This window comes from uncultured Brevundimonas sp. (assembly GCF_947305955.1).
Lineage (GTDB): Bacteria > Pseudomonadota > Alphaproteobacteria > Caulobacterales > Caulobacteraceae > Brevundimonas.
Window position 1 is genome coordinate 21706 of the sequence record NZ_CAMZFB010000026.1, and the last position, 17292, is coordinate 38997.

Consider the following 17292-nt stretch of genomic DNA (forward strand, 5'->3'; position numbering starts at 1 on the left):
GGATAAACGGGAAAAATATTTGCGATAACACGGGTTAGCCGCCAAAGTGTGCACATGCAAAAAGGTGGTCGTTCCAATCCCGGTGGTTTCCTAGTTCAAGCTCGCTCCCTGCCAAAGCAGGCCGCGGCTGATCGCGTGCGTGATTTCAACGAGATCACACTCAAACCGAACGCGGAAACCGGTCAGAAACAGGCGTCGCGCTGCACCGACTGCGGCGTGCCCTTCTGCCAGAACGCCTGCCCGCTCCAGAACAATATTCCGGACTGGCTGGCCCTTTCGGCAGATGGCGATCTGCGCGAGGCGTGGAAGACCGCTTCGCTCACTTCGACCATGCCCGAAATTTGTGGTCGCATCTGCCCACAGGACCGCCTGTGCGAAGGCGCGTGCACGCTTCAACAATCGGGCTGGGATGGCGTGACCATCGGCTCGGTCGAAGCTTGGATCGCCGATCAGGCGTTCGAGAACGGCTGGGTCGAACCTATCCGCCCCGTCGCCGAACGCGGCCAATCGGTCGCCATTGTGGGCGCAGGTCCGGCAGGCTTGGCCGCCGCCGATCGTCTGCGCAGCGCGGGCTATCAGGTCACCGTTTATGACCGCCACGATCGCGCGGGCGGCCTTTTGATGTACGGCATCCCCGGCTTCAAGCTGGAGAAATATGTCGTCCAGCGCCGGATCGACCGCTTGGTCGAGGGCGGGGTGAAGTTCGTTCTGAACACCTCGGTCGGCACCGATATCTCGATGGACGAGCTTCGTGGCCAGCACGACGCTGTGCTGTTGGCCATGGGTGTCTATCAGGCCCGCCGCCTGTCCATTCCGGGTTGCGGCCCCGATGACGCCCTGCCCGCGCTCGACTTCCTGATCGCCCAGAACAAACGCGATCTGGGTGACAGCGTCGAAGCCGAAACCGCCAAGGGCAAGAAGGTCGTTGTCGTCGGTGGCGGCGATACCGCCATGGACTGCGTGCGCACGGCCATCCGTCAGGGTGCGTCCAGCGTCACCTGCCTTTACCGCCGCGACCGCGCCAACATGCCGGGCAGTGCGCGTGAGGTTCAGAACGCTGAGGAAGAAGGCGTGACATTCGAATGGCTGGCTGCGCCCAAGGCCCTCATGTCCAAGGGGGAGACGGTCAGCGCCGTCCGCGCCCAGCGCATGGCCCTATCGGAGGCCGGAGCCAATGGCCGCCGCGAGATCGTGCCTGTCGCCGACAGCGATTTCGACGTCGCCGCCGATCTGGTGATCGAGGCTCTGGGCTTCGAGCCGGAAAACTTCACCGAACAGCTGGACGCCTCTCTCGAGACGTCCCGCTGGAACACCATTCAAGTCGCCCGTGGCGGGTTCGCCACCAGCCTTGAAGGTGTGTTCGCCGCAGGGGACGCCGTGCGCGGCGCTTCCCTCGTCGTCTGGGCCGTGCGCGACGGTCAGGACGCCGCTGCCGAAATCGACCGTTACCTGCGCGCGCGTACCGAGGAAGCCGCAGCATGAGTGAGCAAAACAACGCCAACTGGCTGAGCCAGTATGAAGCCGCGCGCGCCAATCTGGTCGCCGCTGGTTCCTATGACCCGAACTCCGAACGCGATGCCTGCGGCGTCGGCCTTGTCTGCGCCATCGACGGCAAGCCACGCCGCGAGGTGGTGGACATGGCCATCCAGTCGCTGAAGGCCGTGGCCCACCGTGGCGCGGTCGATGCCGACGGCCTGTCCGGCGACGGCGCGGGCATCATGATCGAAATCCCGCAGGAGTTCTTTGCCGAACAGGTCCGCGCTGTCGGCCAGAGCGTCCGCCCCGGCCCGATTGCCGTGGGTCAGGTCTTCCTGCCGCGCACCGACCTCGGTGCCCAAGACCGCGCCCGCGCCATCGTCGAAGCCGAGGCCATCCGCTCGGGCTTCTACATCTATGGCTGGCGCCAGACGCCGCTGGACCTGTCGGTCGTCGGCACCCGCGCCGAACAGACCCGCCCCGAGATCGAACAGATCATGCTGGCGGTGCCCGAAGCCCTCTATAAGGCCGACACCAACGGCGAGGCCGTCGAGCGCGAGCTTTACCTGTGCCGCCGCCGCATCGAGGCTGCCGTCCAGCAAGCCGGCCTGTCGGGCTGCTACATCTGTTCGCTGTCGGCCCGCTCCATCGTCTATAAGGGCATGGTCCGCGCCGAACTGTTGGGCCAGCTCTATATCGACCTGAACGACCCGCTGGTCGCCTCGGGTTATGCCCTGTTCCACCAGCGCTATTCGACCAACACCTTCCCCGAATGGAAGCTGGCCCAGCCGTTCCGGATGCTCGCCCACAACGGCGAGATCAACACCCTGCACGGCAACCTCAACTGGATGAAGTCGCACGAGATCCGCATGACGGCCTCGGCGTTTGGCGACCGCGACCATGAGGTGAAGCCGGTCATCCAGCCGGGTGGCTCGGACTCGGCGGCGCTGGACAATGTGTTCGAGGTTCTGGTCCGCGCCGGTCGCCCCGCGCCCATGGCCAAGGCCCTGCTGGTGCCCGAAGCCTGGTCGTCGGACGACATGGTGATGAAGGCCGAGCACCGCGCCCTCTATGCCTATTGCAACGCCGTGATGGAGCCGTGGGACGGCCCCGCCGCCCTGTGTGCCGTCGATGGCCGCTGGGTCGTGGCGGGCAAGGACCGCAATGGCCTGCGTCCGCTACGCGCGGTCGAAACCGTCGATGGCCTGCTGCTGGCCGGTTCCGAAACGGGCCTCGTGCCCCTGCCGGAAGGCCGCGTGAAGCGCCGCCTGCACATCGGCCCCGGCAAACTGATCGCCGTCGATCTGAAAACCGCCCGCGTCTATGACGAGCATGAGGCCGTCGATGCTCTGGCCGCCGCCCATCCTTACAAGGACTGGATCGGCAACATGGTCGATCTGGAGCCTCTGATCGGCCCCGGTCCCGAGCCGCGCGCCGCCACGGGCGAGGCGCTGACCCGTCGCCAGATCGCCGCCGGTTTCAGCCGCGAGGACTGCGACCTGCTGCTCGATGCGCTGGTGCGTGACGGCAAGGAAGCGGTCGGCTCCATGGGTGACGATGCGCCGCCGGCGGTGCTGTCGTCCTTGCCGCGCCCGCTGGCCCATTATTTCCGCCAGAACTTCTCTCAGGTCACCAACCCGCCGATCGACCCGCTGCGCGAAAGCGGCGCGATGAGCCTGAAGACCCGCTTCAAGAACCTCGGCAACATCCTCGCCCATGACGAGGCCCAGACCGATGTGTTCGTTCTGGACAGCCCCGTCCTGACCACCGGCATGTACGAGCGCCTGCTGGGCGTTGTGGCCGATGGCTCGACCGCCTTCATCGACTGCACCTATCCGGTGCCCGCAGCCGATGCCGAGGCGGGCAAGGGACTGCGCGAAGCCCTGAATCGCATCCGTGACGAGGCCGAGGCCGCCGCGCGCGGTGGCGCGACCCTGATCGTCCTGACCGACGAGCATTTCGCCGAGGATCGCCTTTCGGTGCCGATGATCCTCGCCACCTCGGGCGTCCACCTGCGCCTGACGGATGCGGGCCTGCGTACCTATTGCTCGATCGTCGTCCGTTCGGCTGAAACGCTGGACCCGCACGCCTTTGCCGTTCTGGTTGGCGTGGGTGCGACCGCCGTCAATCCGTGGCTGGCGCAGGAACTGTTCCAGGAGCGTCTGGAGCGCGGCTTCTATGGCGACCTGTCGCTGAAGGACGCCTGCCTAAACTATAAGAAGGGCATCGAGGCGGGCCTGCTCAAGGTTCTGGCCCGCAAGGGTATTTCGATCATCTCCGCCTATCGTGGTGGGTGCGAGTTCGAGATTCTGGGCCTGTCGCGCGCCTTGGCGGCAGAGTTCTTCCCCAATGCCTCCTCGCGTATTTCGGGCATCGGTCTGGCCGGTCTGGAACGTGCGGCCCTGCAGCGTCACCAGACGGCTTTTGCGCCTGAAAAGACACCGTCGCCGTCGATGGGCGGCTTCTTCCGCATCCGTGCGGGTGGCGAGGCCCACGGCCACGACGCCAAGACCATCCACCTGCTGCAGGACGCGGTAAACCGTGGCGACTACAAGCGCTACAAGCAGTATTCCGCCGCTGTCGCCGAACAGCCGGACCTGTCCTTGCGCGACCTGCTGGACTTCAAGGACGGCCTCAAGCCCGTCCAGCTGCACGAGGTCGAAAGCGTCTCGGATATCCGCAAGCGCTTCCTGTCGCAGGCCATGTCGCTGGGCGCACTCAGCCCTGAGGCGCACGAGACGCTGAACATTGCCATGAACCGGATGGGCGCGCGCGCCGTCTCCGGCGAGGGCGGTGAGGATCCGGCCCGCTATGTCCCGCGTCCCAACGGCGACAACGCCAACTCGGCGGTCAAACAGGTGGCATCGGGTCGTTTCGGCGTCACCGCTGAATATCTTAACCAGTGCCGCGAGATCGAGATCAAGGTCGCTCAGGGTGCCAAGCCCGGCGAGGGCGGCCAGCTGCCCGGCTTCAAGGTGACCGAGTTCATCGGCAAGATGCGCCATGCCGTCCCCGGTACGACGCTGATCTCGCCGCCGCCGCACCACGACATCTATTCGATCGAGGACCTCGCCCAGCTGATCTATGACCTCAAGGCCATCAACCCCGATGCCAAGGTCACGGTGAAACTGGTGTCCTCGACCGGCATCGGCGCGATTGCGTCGGGCGTGGCCAAGGCCAAGGCCGACGCCATCCTGATCGCGGGCCACAACGGCGGCACGGGTGCATCACCGCAGACCTCGATCAAGCATGCGGGCATGCCGTGGGAAATCGGTCTGGCCGAGGCGCATCAGGTCCTCAGCCTCAACCACCTGCGCTCCTCGGTGTCGCTCCGCACCGACGGCGGCATCCGCACGGGCCGCGATGTGGTCATCGCCGCCCTGCTGGGTGCCGAGGAATACGGTATCGGCACGGCAGGCCTGATCGCCATGGGCTGTCTGATCGTGCGGCAGTGCCACTCCAACACCTGCCCTGTCGGCGTCTGCTCGCAGGACGAGCGTCTGCGCGCGAAATTCACCGGCACACCGGAGAAGGTGGTCAACCTGTTCACCTTCATCGCCGAGGAAGTGCGCGAAATCCTCGCCTCCATCGGCGCGCGCACCATCGACGAGATTGTGGGCCGTACCGACCTGCTGCGTCAGGTCCGCCGTGGTGGCTCGCACCTCGACGATCTCGACCTGAATCCGCTGCTGATGAAGGTCGATGTCGATAAGCCGGGTCGTCTCGCCGACAAGCACCGCAAGGAGATCGACGAAAGCCTCGACGCCCGCGTGCTGAAGGACGCCCAGTCCTTCCTCGCCACGGGCCAGACGCTGGAGCTGTCCTATCCGCTGAAGAACACCCAGCGGACGGTCGGTGCCGGACTGTCCTCGGCCATCGTCCGCAAATACGGCCCTCAGGGTCCGCAAGGCAGCCTGACCCTGAAACTGGAAGGCATCGCCGGACAAAGCTTCGGGGCCTTTGCCACCAAGGGGCTGGTTCTGGATGTCACCGGCGAGGTCAACGACTATGTCGGCAAGGGGCTGTCGGGCGGCGAAATCCGAGTGCGTCCGTATCAATGGCGCGAGGGCCAGCAGGTCTGCGGCAACACCACTCTGTATGGCGCGACCTCGGGCCGCCTGTTCGTGGCCGGTAGCGCGGGCGAGCGTTTCGCCGTCCGCAACTCCGGTGCCGAAGCCGTGGTTGAGGGCCTTGGTGCTCACGGCTGCGAATATATGACGGGCGGTCGTGTCGTGGTTCTGGGCTCCACGGGCTGGAACCTTGCCGCCGGTATGAGCGGTGGCGAGCTGTTCGTCCTTGATCCCGACGGTCATGCCGCACAGGCCCTGAACGGTGATCTGGCCACGGTCGGCGTACTGCATGACGAGGCCGCCGCACGACTGAAGGCACTGATCGAGGCCCACCTTGCCGCGACCCGTTCGCCTCTGGCCGAGCGTCTGCTGGGTGACTGGAAGAACAGCCTCAAGGCCTTCATCCGCATCATTCCGCAAACGATCAAAGCCGCCGAGGACAAGGCCGTCACCCACGCGGCCATCAGCGCCTAAAACGGCCTCAAAGCCTAACCTTGTAAGGGCCGGTTACCCATGGTGACCGGCCCTGTGCTTGACTTTTGCACCTGCGAAGCCCAATTGCGCCCTACCGCACAGTGCGGTTTCCGGCGTGTTCCAGCGCGTGTGGGCCTTTCCAGAGTTGAAAGCGCCTGTCTGTCGAGCCGTCGGTTCCTCCAGTTCATACGTCGTCCGTACACGCGGGGCGGCGCCCGTTACCTGCCCGTTGCATGCGGGCGGACGACGCGCGCTGCTAGGCCGATGGCTGCTGGCGTCCGTCGTCATTCGTGAAAGACAGACGTGACCGATACGCAAACCAACGCTTTCGAGGCCCTCGGCCTCAACAACGGCCTTCTCTCCGCCCTGAAGTCGGCGGGCTATGAGAAGCCGACCCCCATTCAGGCCAAGGCCATCCCCCACGTGATGAAGGGTGCCGACCTGCTGGGTATCGCCCAGACCGGTACCGGTAAGACCGCCGCCTTCGCCCTGCCCATCCTGCACCGTCTGGCCGAGAACCGCGTCAAGCCGATGCCGCGCACCACGCGCGCCCTGATCCTGTCGCCGACGCGCGAACTGGCCACCCAGATCGCCGACAGCTTCAAGGTCTATGGTCAGCACCTCGGCTTCCGTGTCGCGGTCGTGTTCGGCGGCGTGAAATACGGTGCCCAGGAGCGTGCCCTGCAACAGGGTCTGGATGTTCTGGTCGCGGCTCCGGGCCGTCTGCTGGACCATATCCAGCAAAAGAACATCGACCTCTCCTCGACCGAAATCTTCGTGCTGGACGAGGCCGACCAGATGCTGGACCTCGGCTTCATCAAGCCGATCCGTCAGGTCGTCAGCCGCCTGCCCGCCCGTCGCCAGAACCTGTTCTTCTCGGCCACCATGCCGGGCGAGATCGGCAAGCTGGCCGGTGATCTGCTGAAGGATCCGGTCAAGGTTCAGGTGACCCCGCAATCGACCACGGTCGAGCGCATCAAGCAGCAAGTGATCTGGGTCGAGGCGGGCCGCAAGCGCGCCCTGCTGACCGAACTGTTCTCTGATCCGGCCTATACCCGCTGCCTCGTCTTTACCAAGACCAAGCACGGGGCCGACAAGGTTGCCGCCTATCTAGAAGCGGGCGGCGTCGAGGCCGGTGCCATCCACGGCAACAAGAGCCAGCCGCAACGCGAGCGCGCCCTTGAAGCCTTCAAGAACGGCAAGCTGCGCGTTCTGGTGGCCACCGACATCGCCGCACGCGGCATCGACGTGGACAAGGTCACCCATGTGGTGAACTTCGAGCTGCCCTATGTTCCGGAATCCTACGTCCACCGTATCGGCCGTACGGCCCGCGCCGGTGAAAAGGGTACCGCCATCAGCTTCGTCTCGGGCGACGAGATGAAGCTGCTGAAGGACATCGAGAAGGTCACCCGCCAGAAGATCCCGATGGTCGACCGCCGCAACGACAAGCAACTGGCCCAGCTGGATGCCTCGATCCTCGCCGCGGGCGTGGCCAAGAAGGCCACCCTGCCCGAGCGTGAACCGCGCAAGGGCGAGGGCGAGGATGGCCGTCGTGGCCGTGGCCGTAACCGCACCCGTGGCGAGCGCCCCGAGGGCGGTGGCCAACCGCACCGCGCCCGCAAGGGCGAGCGTCGCGGCAGTGATCGCGGCCCGCGCGAAGGCGCTCCGGTCTCGACCTACAACCCCATGGCTGGCGAGGTCACCTCGGCCCCCGAGCCCAAGCCGGTCAGCGCCATGAAGCGCCGCCCGCGCAAGCGCCCGTCGAACGGCGGCAAGGGTTACGCCCACAAGGGCTAAGATCCTGAAATGATCAAAGGCCGCTGCCCCTCGGGGCGGCGGCCTTTTTCATGTCTGCTCGGCGCAAACAAAAACGGCGGCCCCGTCAGGAGCCGCCGTTTCCGTATTCAAACCCGTAGAGGATTAGAACTTGACGGTGGTGCCGATCGAGAAGGCCACAGCCGAGCCTTCCAGTTCACCACGCAGGTTCGAGATGACAGCGCCCTGCAGCAGGGTGCGGTCGTCATGCATGACGCCCTTGTCCATGTCGATGTAGGTGATGCCGGCATCGAAGCCCACGCCTTCGGTGATCTCGGTCGACAGGCCGATCGAGTACAGCATGCGGTCCGAATCCGGGATACGGGCGGTACGCAGGGCGTCGGTGGTCGGGGTCGGATCGTAGCCGATGCCGCCGCGCAGGGTGGTCTTGTCGCTCAGAGCATAGTCGAAGCCGATAGCACCGGTGGTGACGTCTTCGTAGTTTTGGTGGATCACGTCGCCGCCGCCGGTGAAGCTGACGCGGATGGCGTCGAATTCCGACCAGCCGATGCGGTTGATCTGGGCGTTCAGGGTCAGCTTGTCGGTCGCGGCATAGCGGACCGAGGCCGAGGCGAACCACGGGGTGGTGATCGAGGCTTCACCGCTGGTGGCGAAGCTGCGCGGAGCCAGCGCACCGTTCATCTGCTGGACGATGTCGCCTTCCAGGGTGTGTTCGACAGCCGAACGGTACGACAGGCCCAGGTCCCACTTGCCCTGGTGGATCTGTGCGCCGACGTTCCAGCCGAAGTCGATGCCATCACCTTCCAGCGACGAGTTGCCGTCCGAAGCCAGCAGCGGCGGGTTCGTCATGGTCAGCGACGGAATGTTCGAGGTCAGCTTGGCCTTGACGTACTGGGCGCTGACACCTGCACCGATGTCCAGCCAGTCGTTGACCTGATAGGCCAGGACCACGCCGATGTCTGCCGAGCGCAGGTCCGAGGTGTTGGCGTCATAGCGGGCGAAGGTGCCCATGTTGCTCTTGGACAGGTCGTTGGCTTCGTACTTGGTGGTGAAGTTGTACGGTGCCGAGACAGCCAGACCGAGCGACAGACGCTCGGTGATCGGGGTGGCGATGGCGAAGTTCGGGACGATGCCGCTTTCGACCGGGTCCTTCACGACCGAGCTGCCGCCGACCGGCAGACGTGCCGCAACCTGGCCGGTCTGCGGGTTGATCAGCGTCAGGGTGGAGCCGGTGTCGCGGGCTTCGGAATCCAGCTTGATGGCGTGCAGCGAGAAGGTCGCTTCGCGGCCCGAGCGCGCGATAGCGGCCGGGTTCCACCACAGCGAGTTCACGCCGGTGTCGGCGGTTTCGCCCGAATAGGCGCGACCAGCGCCGCGCGCCGATTGTTCTTGAAGGTAGAAGGAGCCTGCGAAGGCCGGAGCGGCCACAGAAGCCATGAGGACGGCGAGACCGCCGATGCGGGCCACGTTCCTGGAAGTCATCGATTTCACCTATAGTTACTGGATCCATCATTACCGATGCGATGGACCCTTGTTCGGGGAGAGAACGCAGGCTTATCAGCCCGCTCCAGCTTGTCATCGACGAAAGCCTAAGAACCGCGTCCAAAGATCACCTTCATCCGAAAACAGTGGCGCAGAAGTCGCACTTTTGCAGCTGGACTTAACGTTAGGTAAGCATTTGTTTTTAAACAATAACACCGTTAGTTGAATATTTTGCCCTGTTCGAATCTGGGATGAGGCCTGCCCGAAACCGCCTCGCGCCCACCTATCGGGCACTGCGCCTGACGCGATTGCGCGAATGTGCTATAGTTCCCATCTGAACGCTGCGCCGAGTGGCGAAGTGACTTTGATTGATTACCCGCCAGTCCCGACCGCTGTCATGGCAATCGGGTCGGGCTCCTACTGAAAGCCTGTCATGTACGAAACGCCCGAACTGGAAACCGACGTCCTTGTCCGCAGCCACGAAATCCGCATCCACACGGCGGAAGATTTCGAAGGCATGCGCAAGGCGGGCCGTCTGGTCGCCGAGGCACTGGACATGATCACCGAGCACGTCAAACCCGGCGTTACCACCGGACAACTCGATGACCTGGTCCGCGAGTTCACGCTGGACAACGGCGGCATCCCCGCCTGCCTCGGTTACAAAGGCTATGAAAAGACGATCTGCACCTCGATCAACCACGTCGTCTGCCACGGCATTCCGGGCGACAAGGTTCTGAAGGAAGGCGATATCGTCAACATCGACCACACCGTCATCGTTGACGGCTGGCACGGCGATTCCAGCCGCATGTATCCGGTCGGCGAAATCAACGCCCGCGCCAAGCGCCTGATCGATGTGACCTATGAATCGCTGGATCTGGGTCTGGCACAGGTCAAGCCGGGCAACACCTTCGGCGACATCGGCTATGCCATCCAGAAATTCGTCGAGGCCCAGCGCATGAGCGTGGTGCGTGACTTCTGCGGTCACGGCATCGGCCGCGTCTTCCACGACGCCCCGAACGTCCTGCACTATGGCCGCCGTGGCGAAGGTGCCGTGCTGAAGCCGGGCATGTTCTTCACCATCGAGCCGATGGTGAACCTGGGCAAGCCGGGTGTGAAGGTGCTGTCGGACGGCTGGACCGCCGTGACCCGCGACAAGTCGCTGTCGTCGCAGTGCGAGCACTCAATCGGTGTCACCGAAGACGGTCTGGAAATCTTCACCCTGTCGCCCAAGGGCATCTTCCGCCCGACCCTGTAAGTCGGCGGAAACTGGAATACGGACAAGGCCGGCCCTGCGAACGGGGTCGGCCTTTTTCATGCCCTGGGCCCTATACAGACCCACGTTATTGGATAGTGTCCCAACAACGGGGGACATTGATGCTGGATACGACCGAGCCTTCTACGCCCAAACCCAAGGCCCACCATCTGGGCCACCGTGACCGGCTGAGGGCCCGCGCCCGCGAGGGCGGCCTGCCCACATTGCCCGACTATGAACTGCTGGAACTTTTCCTGTTTCGCAGCCAGCCGCAGGGCGATGTGAAACCCTTGGCCAAGGCACTGCTGGACCGTTTCGGGTCCCTGTCCGGCGTGCTGGCCGCCTCGGTCGAGGATATGCGCACCGTAAAAGCGGCCGACATCAAGGGCCGCACCAAGGCCATCGGTCAGGAGACGGCGCTGGACCTGTGCGCCCTTCAGGAAATCGCCCGCCGCGTTTCGCTGGAAGAGGTCGCCAAGCGTCCGGTCATTTCCTCATGGACGGCCCTTTTGAACTATGTCCGGCTGGCCCTGCAGCACGAACCGCGCGAGCAGTTCCGCGTTCTTTATCTGGATCACAAAAACCAGCTGATCCGTGATGAAATCCAGAACCGTGGCACCGTTGACCATGCACCCGTCTATCCGCGCGAGATCGTTCGCCGCGCGCTGGAACTCAGCGCCAAGGCCATGATCATCATCCACAACCACCCCTCTGGCGACCCCACCCCCAGCCGCGCCGATGTCGATATGACCCGTCAGGTCATCGAGGCGGCCAAGGCGCTGGATATTCAGGTTCACGACCACCTGATCGCCGGACGCCACGGCGTCACCAGTTTCAAACAGTTAGGCCTGATGTGAAGTCCCTTCGAACCGATCGCCTCGTGCTTCAACCCGTAAGCGCTGATGACTTTCCCGATCTGTGCGCCCTATGGGCCGATCCCGAAGTCACGCGTTTCATCTCGGGTCAGCCGATGAGTTCCGAAGACGTCTGGCTGCGCCTGCTGCGCGACATCGGACACTGGCACAGCCTGGGTTATGGCAACTGGTCCATCCGTACCCATGACGGGACACTGGCCGGTGTGGTTGGCCTGTTCGACTACAAGCGCCTTTTGGAGCCGCCCTTTGATGCCCCTGAAATCGGCTGGGCCGTCGCGCCCGCCTTTCACGGCAAGGGCATTGCCAGCGAGGCCGTGGGCGCTGCCCTACAGAGCGCCGATAGGGATTATGGGTTTGCCCGAACCGTCTGCATGATCAGCGACGGCAATCTGCCCTCGATCAAACTGGCGAGCCGCATGGGTTTCAACCGTTATGGCGAAGGGCTTTACAAAGGCCAGAACGTCACCCTTTATGAGCGCCTCCTTCCCCCGCAATAACCATCAAGGCTGACAAGCCCGCCTTGGCGCACTATTTGCACAGGCTCAGTTAAGCTTACGGGATCGAGTATCATCATGCCCATGTCCGCCGACGACCTCCGCGCCCATCTGATCGAGGCCTTTCCCGATGCCGTGATCGAGCTTCAGGACACGGCGGGCGATGAAGACCACTGGCAAGCCCGTGTCGTGTCCTCGGCATTCGAGGGCATGAGCCGCGTCAACCGCTACCGCGCCTGCAACAGCGCCCTCAAGGGCAAGCTGGGGACTGTGGTCCACTCCGTCAGCTTCGATGCCAAGACGCCTGCAGAGGTGGGTTAAATGCGTTACCGACCGCTTGGCGATGCCACGGGCTCCGTTTCGGCGGTAACCCTGCAACTGGATGCGGCGGTCGCCGCCTCCGGCCAGCAGAATATCCGCCAGCTTCTGGATGCCGCCCTCGACGAGGGGATCAACAGCTTCCACATCGACAGCCTCGACCCGACCCTGATCCGCACCACCGGCGCGGCACTGAGCCAGCTGGATCGCGAACTGCTGCATGTGGCGCTGACGGTCGGCCCGCTTCCCAATGGTCGCCGCGACTTTTCGGTCGAGGGCCTGAAGGCTGTCCTCGACGCCGTGCTCAAGGCCACCGGCCTGCAGTACATCAACACCGTCGTGCTGGATGATCCGTCCGAGAGCGAGCTTCCCAGCCTGTCCTTGAAATATCTGGAAGAGGAACCGCGTATCCGCCGCCTCGGCATTCGCGGGACCACGCCGGTCATGGACATCTATATCCGCAGCGGCCGGTTCGAGGCGGTGTTCACGCCCTGCCACGTCCAGCTGAACAGCCACCAGCGGTCATGGCTGCGGACGGCGCGCGAAATGCACCTGATCGTCTTCGGGACCGAATATTACCCGCAGCAGCTGCTGTCGCCCGAGCCGGGCGTTACCGCGCCGCCTCCTGCCAAGGGGCTGTTTGGCCTGCCGCGCAAGCGCCAGACCGCCGAGGTGCCGAGCAATCCTTTCCTCTTCCTGCACACGACGCCGGGTTGGGAAGCGGAAGACCTGTGTCTGGCCAATGCCCTGCTGGACCCGTCCCTGTCAGGGGTGGTGATCCGCGCCACCAATGTCGAGCGACTTCAACGTCTGGCCCGCACCTGCGAGCGGGACATGCCCGTCAGCCTTCCAGCCCAGCTGGAAATGGCCCGCGTGGCAGCCATCCGCGCCGCCTAAGGTTCAACCACCCAGAGCTCAGCCTCCGAGGGCGACAAAGACGCCGTTGGCAAACTGTGGCTTGCCATAGCGCAGGACCTGTCCATCCGCGCCAATCACCCGACCGCCCGCGGCCTGAAGGACCGCGTGACCGGCAGCGATGTCCCATTCGGAGGTCGGGCCGGTGCGCGGATAGGCATCGAAACGTCCCTCGGCGATCAGGCAGAGCTTGAGCGAGGAATCCAGCGCTTCCCAACGGGTGCAGCCATGCTGGCGGATCAGACGCTCGGCCTCGGCGTCGGTCAGGCTGTGGCTGACAAGGGCGATCGGCTCTTCGGGACGGGGGCGGACATGGATCGGCTGCCAGCCTTCATTGCCCTGACGGCGGAAGGCACCGCCCGATGACGGGCCGCTGCGCCAACAGGTGTGGGTAGCCGGTGCCACGACAGCCCCCGCCACCACCAGCCCGTTATGGGCCAGGGCGATATTGACGGTGAAAGCCTCGCGTCCGGCCACAAAGCCGCGCGTGCCATCCAGTGGATCGATCAGCCAGAACCACTCCGCCGCCGCAACCGGCAAGCCTTTGTCACAGGCCTGTTCCTCGGCAATGGTCTGGACGCCCGGCCATTCGGCTTCCAGTCGGCTCAGGATCAGGGCCTCGGCCTGACGGTCCGCCTCGGTGACGGGGCTGAGATCGGCCTTGGACTGCGCCGTTACGCCCGCGCGCCAGAAGCCACGGATCAGGTCGGCAGCCTCCTCGGAAATTTCCGCGATAATCTCGGCAAGACGACCCGAGTTGAGGTCCGCCTCCAGCCGCTGATGCACCTGCGGGTTCAGGTCGGGATGCGAGGATGATCGGGCGGTTTCGGGTGCAGTCGTCATGGTTTCCTGCAGATAGCCCAAACGGAAGGTTTAACGAACCCGCAAATCAGGTCAGTGATTGGTTAACCTTCATTAACTACGTTTTGATCCACAAAACATGGATCGGTACCGAGATGTCACTACTGACCGATAGCGCACGTCCGAACTCCAGCAATGGTGCAGCCACCAAATCCCTGCCGGACGGGGTCGATCTGGCCGCTCTGGTCTCGGCCAAGCTGTGCCACGACTTCATCAGTCCGGCCGGTGCGGTGATGTCCGGTCTCGATCTGCTGGACGATCCGACGGCGCAGGACATGCGCGACGATGCGCTTGGCCTGATCCGCCAGAGCGCGCGCAAGATGGTCTCGCTGGTGAATTTCGCCCGCGTCGCCTTCGGAGCCTCTTCCAGCGCCGAAAGTTTTTCGACCGCCAACCTCCATTCCCTCCTGTCGGGGGTGACCGAAGGCGGTCGCGCGCAGCTGGACTGGCGCGTGCCCGAGGGCCAGCTGCCCAAGCCCCATGCCCGCGCCCTGCTCAATCTCGGCTACCTCACGGTCGGGGCCCTGCCGATGGGCGGAACGGCTGTGATCTCGGTGCAGGAAAGCGACATCGGCACCACCATTGTGGGTATGGCCGAAGGAAATCGTGCACGGCTCAAGAGCGAGGCGGTGGCAGGCCTGCGCGGCCAGCCGCTGGAAGAAGGCCTGCACGGTCAATGGATTCAGCCCTACTGGCTGTGGCTCAGCGTGAATGAAGCGGGTGGCCGACTCGACACATCTGTCGAAGAAGGACGCGTATCGCTGTTAGCGCGACTACCAAAAGCGCCAAGGATTTGACATAAAGAGCGCCATTACATCCTAACGCGGCCTTGTTTTACGGGGCCTGACGGAGTGTTGCGCCCTGCCAAACCCCCTGTGCCTCATTGTTGATGACAGCCGTATCATCCGCAAAGTGGCCCGTCGCATTGTCGAGGGGTTGGGCTTTGACGTGGTCGAGGCGGCGGATGGCGTGGAAGGTCTGGACCAATGCCTGCGGGCCGTGCCGGACCTGATCCTGCTGGACTGGCGGATGCCGACCATGGACGGCATGGATTTCCTGACCCGCCTGAAATCCATCGACGCCCTCCGCCCGCCCAAGGTGCTGTTCTGCAGTATGGAAAGTGATCCCGCGCGGATCGCCGAGGCGCTGTCGGCGGGGGCCGATGACTATGTGATGAAGCCGTTCGACGGCGACATCCTGCAATCCAAGATCGACGAGATCGGCGCCATCAGGGCCAATGCCGCATGACGCCGGACGATTTCACCAAGCTGCAATCCCTGATGGCGGCGCGCGCGGGCTATGCGTTGCATCACGACCGTATGCAGCTGGCGGAACATCGGCTGGGACCTGTCGCCCGCCGCGAGGGCTTCCACAATGTCGAGGCCCTGCTGGCCAGCGTCTGGGCACGGCCTATAGGCTCGCTGGGCTGGAGCATTATCGAGACGCTGGTGAATGGCGAGACGTGGTTTCGCCGCGACCGCCATGTGTTCGACCTCTACAGCCAACAACTGCTGCCCGCCCTGTCGCAAGCGCGCCAGAGCCGACCGGTGCGCATCTGGGTGGCGGGATGCTCAACCGGACAGGAACCGCTCAGTCTCGCCATGGCCGCCCTTGAGCAGGGCATTGCTGTCGAGGTTCTGGCCACCGACATCGCGCGTTCTGCCGTCGAAAAGGCCGGACGGGGCATCTATTCCGGCTTCGAGATCCAGCGCGGCCTAGCGGCCAAGACCATGCTGCGCTGGTTTGAGCCGGTCGAGGACCAATGGCGGGCGCGACCGGAGCTGCTCCAGTCCATCCATTATGACCGCGCCAATATTCTCGACGGTCTGCCCAGTGATCTTGCCCCCAAGGGGCCGTTCGACCTGATCTTCTGCCGCTATGTTCTGGGTGACATGGTGCCGGAGGCGCAGGAGCGCGCCCTGCTGCAACTGGCCCGCCATCTCAATGACGGCGGCTGCCTGTTTACGGGTCTGGACGAAGATGTCCGCACCAATCACTTCCGTCAGGTGGCAGGCGGCGCGGGGCTATTTGTCAAAGGCCCCGCCAGAGACCAGCGCGCGGCCTAACCCAACAAAGCCTTGCGGGCCACGGCCTTAACGCCGTCGCTCGGCACGTCCACCCATTCCAGATCGCTCGTGCCGAAATATTTGGATTGGTTGCGTGCGCACCAATCGGTCGTGACCAGTTTCAGACGCGCCTTGCCCGCTTCCAGATCGCGGCGCGGAGCCGCAAACGGGAAGTCACCCGTCATGTCCCAGATCGACATCGGCTCGTCCTGATTGCAGTATTTCAGCAGGGCAGGCATGCGGGCAGCGTCGATCTCGGCCACCATCAAACGGCCCTCAAAACGCACGACCTCGTCAAAGTGGAACTGGTCGACAGCCCCGCCCTTCAGTCCGGTCCCCAGCGTCGTCAGGCCGATAAAGCCCCAGTCCGCGCCCGTGGCCTCTGCAAAGCCCTGAGAAATCTTTCGGCCGGTCTCGCCCAGCGTCAGGGCGCGCGGATTGTGACCCAGGATGGCGCGCTCGGCATCGGTCAGGTGCGCGGCCAGAGTGGCGTCCAACAGAGCCTTGAGAGCGGCGTCGGCTTCATCGGTCGCCGCCACCTGCTGGATACGGGCCGAAGCCACGCCATCGGCACCATATTCAGCCACCACATAGGTTTCACCCCAGCGGCCCGGATGGGCAAAGGCACTGGCCCCTTCCTGATGGGTGAACAGAAGGTGGTTGTGGCCGCCGATCATGATCGCGCCCTGCGGCAGCAGGGACAGGTACTGGCGCTCGTCCACCACGCCGACGTGGCTGAGCACCAGTTTCAGACCATCACCCGCCAGCAGGCGCGGCAGATTGGCCTGTGCCCATTCCACAGGCGCGGGGATGGTCAGCCATTCGCGGCTTTCCACCGGATAGGTGTTGATCGAGGGCGTACCCAGTGCGGCGATGCGCAGCGTCTCGCCACCGATCGACAGAACAGCCGAGTCCTCGGTGTAGGGCTGGCCTGTGCGGCTATCGATAATATTGCTGACCACCGTCAGGCCCAGCGCCTTCATGCGCGCAATGACCGTATGCAGTTCCGGCGTCAGATCGTTGTCGTGGTTGCCGATATTGAAGACCGTCGGCGCGATCTTGGGCAATTCGGCCATAAAGGCCCAGTCCACGGCCCCTTCGGAACGCACCGAGACCGTGTTGCCGTGCTCGAAGCTGTCGCCATTGACCACAATCAGGTGCGGCGCGGGATTATCGCGCACCTCGCGGCGGAAGGCCGCCAGAAGCGGCGCGATGCGCGTATAGGAAGAGTGC

At 64.2% G+C, this 17292-nt stretch carries 14 protein-coding genes; 11 read left to right on the plus strand and 3 right to left on the minus strand.

Going from position 1 to position 17292, the window contains the following annotated elements; translation table 11 throughout:
• The first annotated feature begins 54 nt into the window (after window positions 1-54).
• The 3 genes from Q0Y42_RS08160 to Q0Y42_RS08170 all read left to right on the plus strand — a co-directional run bounded on the left by Q0Y42_RS08160 (window position 55) and on the right by Q0Y42_RS08170 (window position 7817).
• Window positions 55-1482 carry an NAD(P)-dependent oxidoreductase gene (locus Q0Y42_RS08160; RefSeq protein ID WP_297802194.1) on the plus strand — a complete coding sequence of 476 codons (1428 nt, stop codon included), beginning with the start codon at window positions 55-57 and terminating at the stop codon, window positions 1480-1482.
• On the plus strand, window positions 1479-6020 hold the full coding sequence (gene gltB / locus Q0Y42_RS08165; protein WP_297802197.1) for a glutamate synthase large subunit: 4542 nt from the start codon (window positions 1479-1481) through the stop codon (window positions 6018-6020). The genes Q0Y42_RS08160 and gltB overlap by 4 nt, the downstream gene beginning before the upstream one ends.
• Window positions 6021-6323: 303 nt before the next feature.
• Entirely contained in the window at window positions 6324-7817 is a 1494-nt protein-coding gene (locus Q0Y42_RS08170; RefSeq protein WP_297802200.1) for a DEAD/DEAH box helicase, read from the plus strand.
• Window positions 7818-7940: 123 nt separating this feature from the next.
• Here the strand turns inward: Q0Y42_RS08170 and Q0Y42_RS08175 are convergent, their stop codons facing one another.
• A complete protein-coding gene (locus Q0Y42_RS08175) occupies window positions 7941-9278 on the minus strand; it encodes an outer membrane protein transport protein (RefSeq protein ID WP_297802203.1) in 1338 nt (445 codons plus the stop codon).
• 433 nt (window positions 9279-9711) lie between these two features.
• Here Q0Y42_RS08175 and map point away from each other — a divergent pair, with 433 nt between their 5' ends.
• The 5 genes from map to Q0Y42_RS08200 all read left to right on the plus strand — a co-directional run bounded on the left by map (window position 9712) and on the right by Q0Y42_RS08200 (window position 13114).
• A complete protein-coding gene (map, locus tag Q0Y42_RS08180) occupies window positions 9712-10533 on the plus strand; it encodes a type I methionyl aminopeptidase (protein WP_297802206.1) in 822 nt (273 codons plus the stop codon).
• 119 nt (window positions 10534-10652) lie between these two features.
• Entirely contained in the window at window positions 10653-11387 is a 735-nt protein-coding gene (radC, locus tag Q0Y42_RS08185; RefSeq protein WP_297802209.1) for a DNA repair protein RadC, read from the plus strand.
• A 23-nt stretch (window positions 11388-11410) separates the two neighbouring features.
• Window positions 11411-11902, plus strand: coding sequence for a GNAT family N-acetyltransferase (locus Q0Y42_RS08190; RefSeq protein ID WP_297802212.1), 492 nt, complete (start codon window positions 11411-11413; stop codon window positions 11900-11902).
• A gap of 75 nt (window positions 11903-11977) precedes the next feature.
• Window positions 11978-12220, plus strand: coding sequence for a BolA/IbaG family iron-sulfur metabolism protein (locus tag Q0Y42_RS08195; protein ID WP_297802215.1), 243 nt, complete (start codon window positions 11978-11980; stop codon window positions 12218-12220).
• Window positions 12221-13114: an oxidoreductase gene (locus Q0Y42_RS08200; RefSeq protein ID WP_297802218.1), complete on the plus strand. Its 894-nt coding sequence runs from the start codon at window positions 12221-12223 to the stop codon at window positions 13112-13114.
• 18 nt (window positions 13115-13132) lie between these two features.
• Here Q0Y42_RS08200 and cysQ read toward each other — a convergent pair whose 3' ends face one another.
• The gene (gene cysQ / locus Q0Y42_RS08205) at window positions 13133-13975 is read right to left on the minus strand and encodes a 3'(2'),5'-bisphosphate nucleotidase CysQ (protein ID WP_297802221.1); all 843 of its coding nucleotides are present in this window, start codon (window positions 13973-13975) and stop codon (window positions 13133-13135) included.
• A 113-nt stretch (window positions 13976-14088) separates the two neighbouring features.
• Between cysQ and chpT the strand changes: the two genes are divergently transcribed.
• From chpT to Q0Y42_RS08220, 3 genes are all read left to right on the plus strand, one after another.
• On the plus strand, window positions 14089-14790 hold the full coding sequence (chpT, locus tag Q0Y42_RS08210) for a histidine phosphotransferase ChpT (protein WP_297802224.1): 702 nt from the start codon (window positions 14089-14091) through the stop codon (window positions 14788-14790).
• A 64-nt stretch (window positions 14791-14854) separates the two neighbouring features.
• On the plus strand, window positions 14855-15241 hold the full coding sequence (locus Q0Y42_RS08215) for a response regulator (protein WP_297802236.1): 387 nt from the start codon (window positions 14855-14857) through the stop codon (window positions 15239-15241).
• Window positions 15238-16059 carry a protein-glutamate O-methyltransferase CheR gene (locus Q0Y42_RS08220; RefSeq protein ID WP_297802227.1) on the plus strand — a complete coding sequence of 274 codons (822 nt, stop codon included), beginning with the start codon at window positions 15238-15240 and terminating at the stop codon, window positions 16057-16059. Before Q0Y42_RS08215 ends, Q0Y42_RS08220 begins: the two co-directional genes overlap by 4 nt.
• Here Q0Y42_RS08220 and Q0Y42_RS08225 read toward each other — a convergent pair.
• A partial coding sequence (locus tag Q0Y42_RS08225; protein WP_297802230.1) for a metallophosphoesterase occupies window positions 16056-17292 on the minus strand: 1237 nt, incomplete at its 5' end. The genes Q0Y42_RS08220 and Q0Y42_RS08225 overlap by 4 nt on opposite strands.

What these genes read in the sequence shown, in the direction of transcription:
- Q0Y42_RS08160 (WP_297802194.1), top strand. Translation starts at nt 55, where the DNA reads ATGCAAAAAGGTGGTCGTTCCAATCCCGGTGGTTTCCTAGTTCAAGCT.
- gltB (WP_297802197.1), top strand. Translation starts at nt 1,479, where the DNA reads ATGAGTGAGCAAAACAACGCCAACTGGCTGAGCCAGTATGAAGCCGCG.
- Q0Y42_RS08175 (WP_297802203.1), bottom strand. Translation starts at nt 9,278, where the DNA reads ATGACTTCCAGGAACGTGGCCCGCATCGGCGGTCTCGCCGTCCTCATG.
- map (WP_297802206.1), top strand. Translation starts at nt 9,712, where the DNA reads ATGTACGAAACGCCCGAACTGGAAACCGACGTCCTTGTCCGCAGCCAC.
- radC (WP_297802209.1), top strand. Translation starts at nt 10,653, where the DNA reads ATGCTGGATACGACCGAGCCTTCTACGCCCAAACCCAAGGCCCACCAT.
- Q0Y42_RS08195 (WP_297802215.1), top strand. Translation starts at nt 11,978, where the DNA reads ATGCCCATGTCCGCCGACGACCTCCGCGCCCATCTGATCGAGGCCTTT.
- Q0Y42_RS08200 (WP_297802218.1), top strand. Translation starts at nt 12,221, where the DNA reads ATGCGTTACCGACCGCTTGGCGATGCCACGGGCTCCGTTTCGGCGGTA.
- cysQ (WP_297802221.1), bottom strand. Translation starts at nt 13,975, where the DNA reads ATGACGACTGCACCCGAAACCGCCCGATCATCCTCGCATCCCGACCTG.
- chpT (WP_297802224.1), top strand. Translation starts at nt 14,089, where the DNA reads ATGTCACTACTGACCGATAGCGCACGTCCGAACTCCAGCAATGGTGCA.
- Q0Y42_RS08220 (WP_297802227.1), top strand. Translation starts at nt 15,238, where the DNA reads ATGACGCCGGACGATTTCACCAAGCTGCAATCCCTGATGGCGGCGCGC.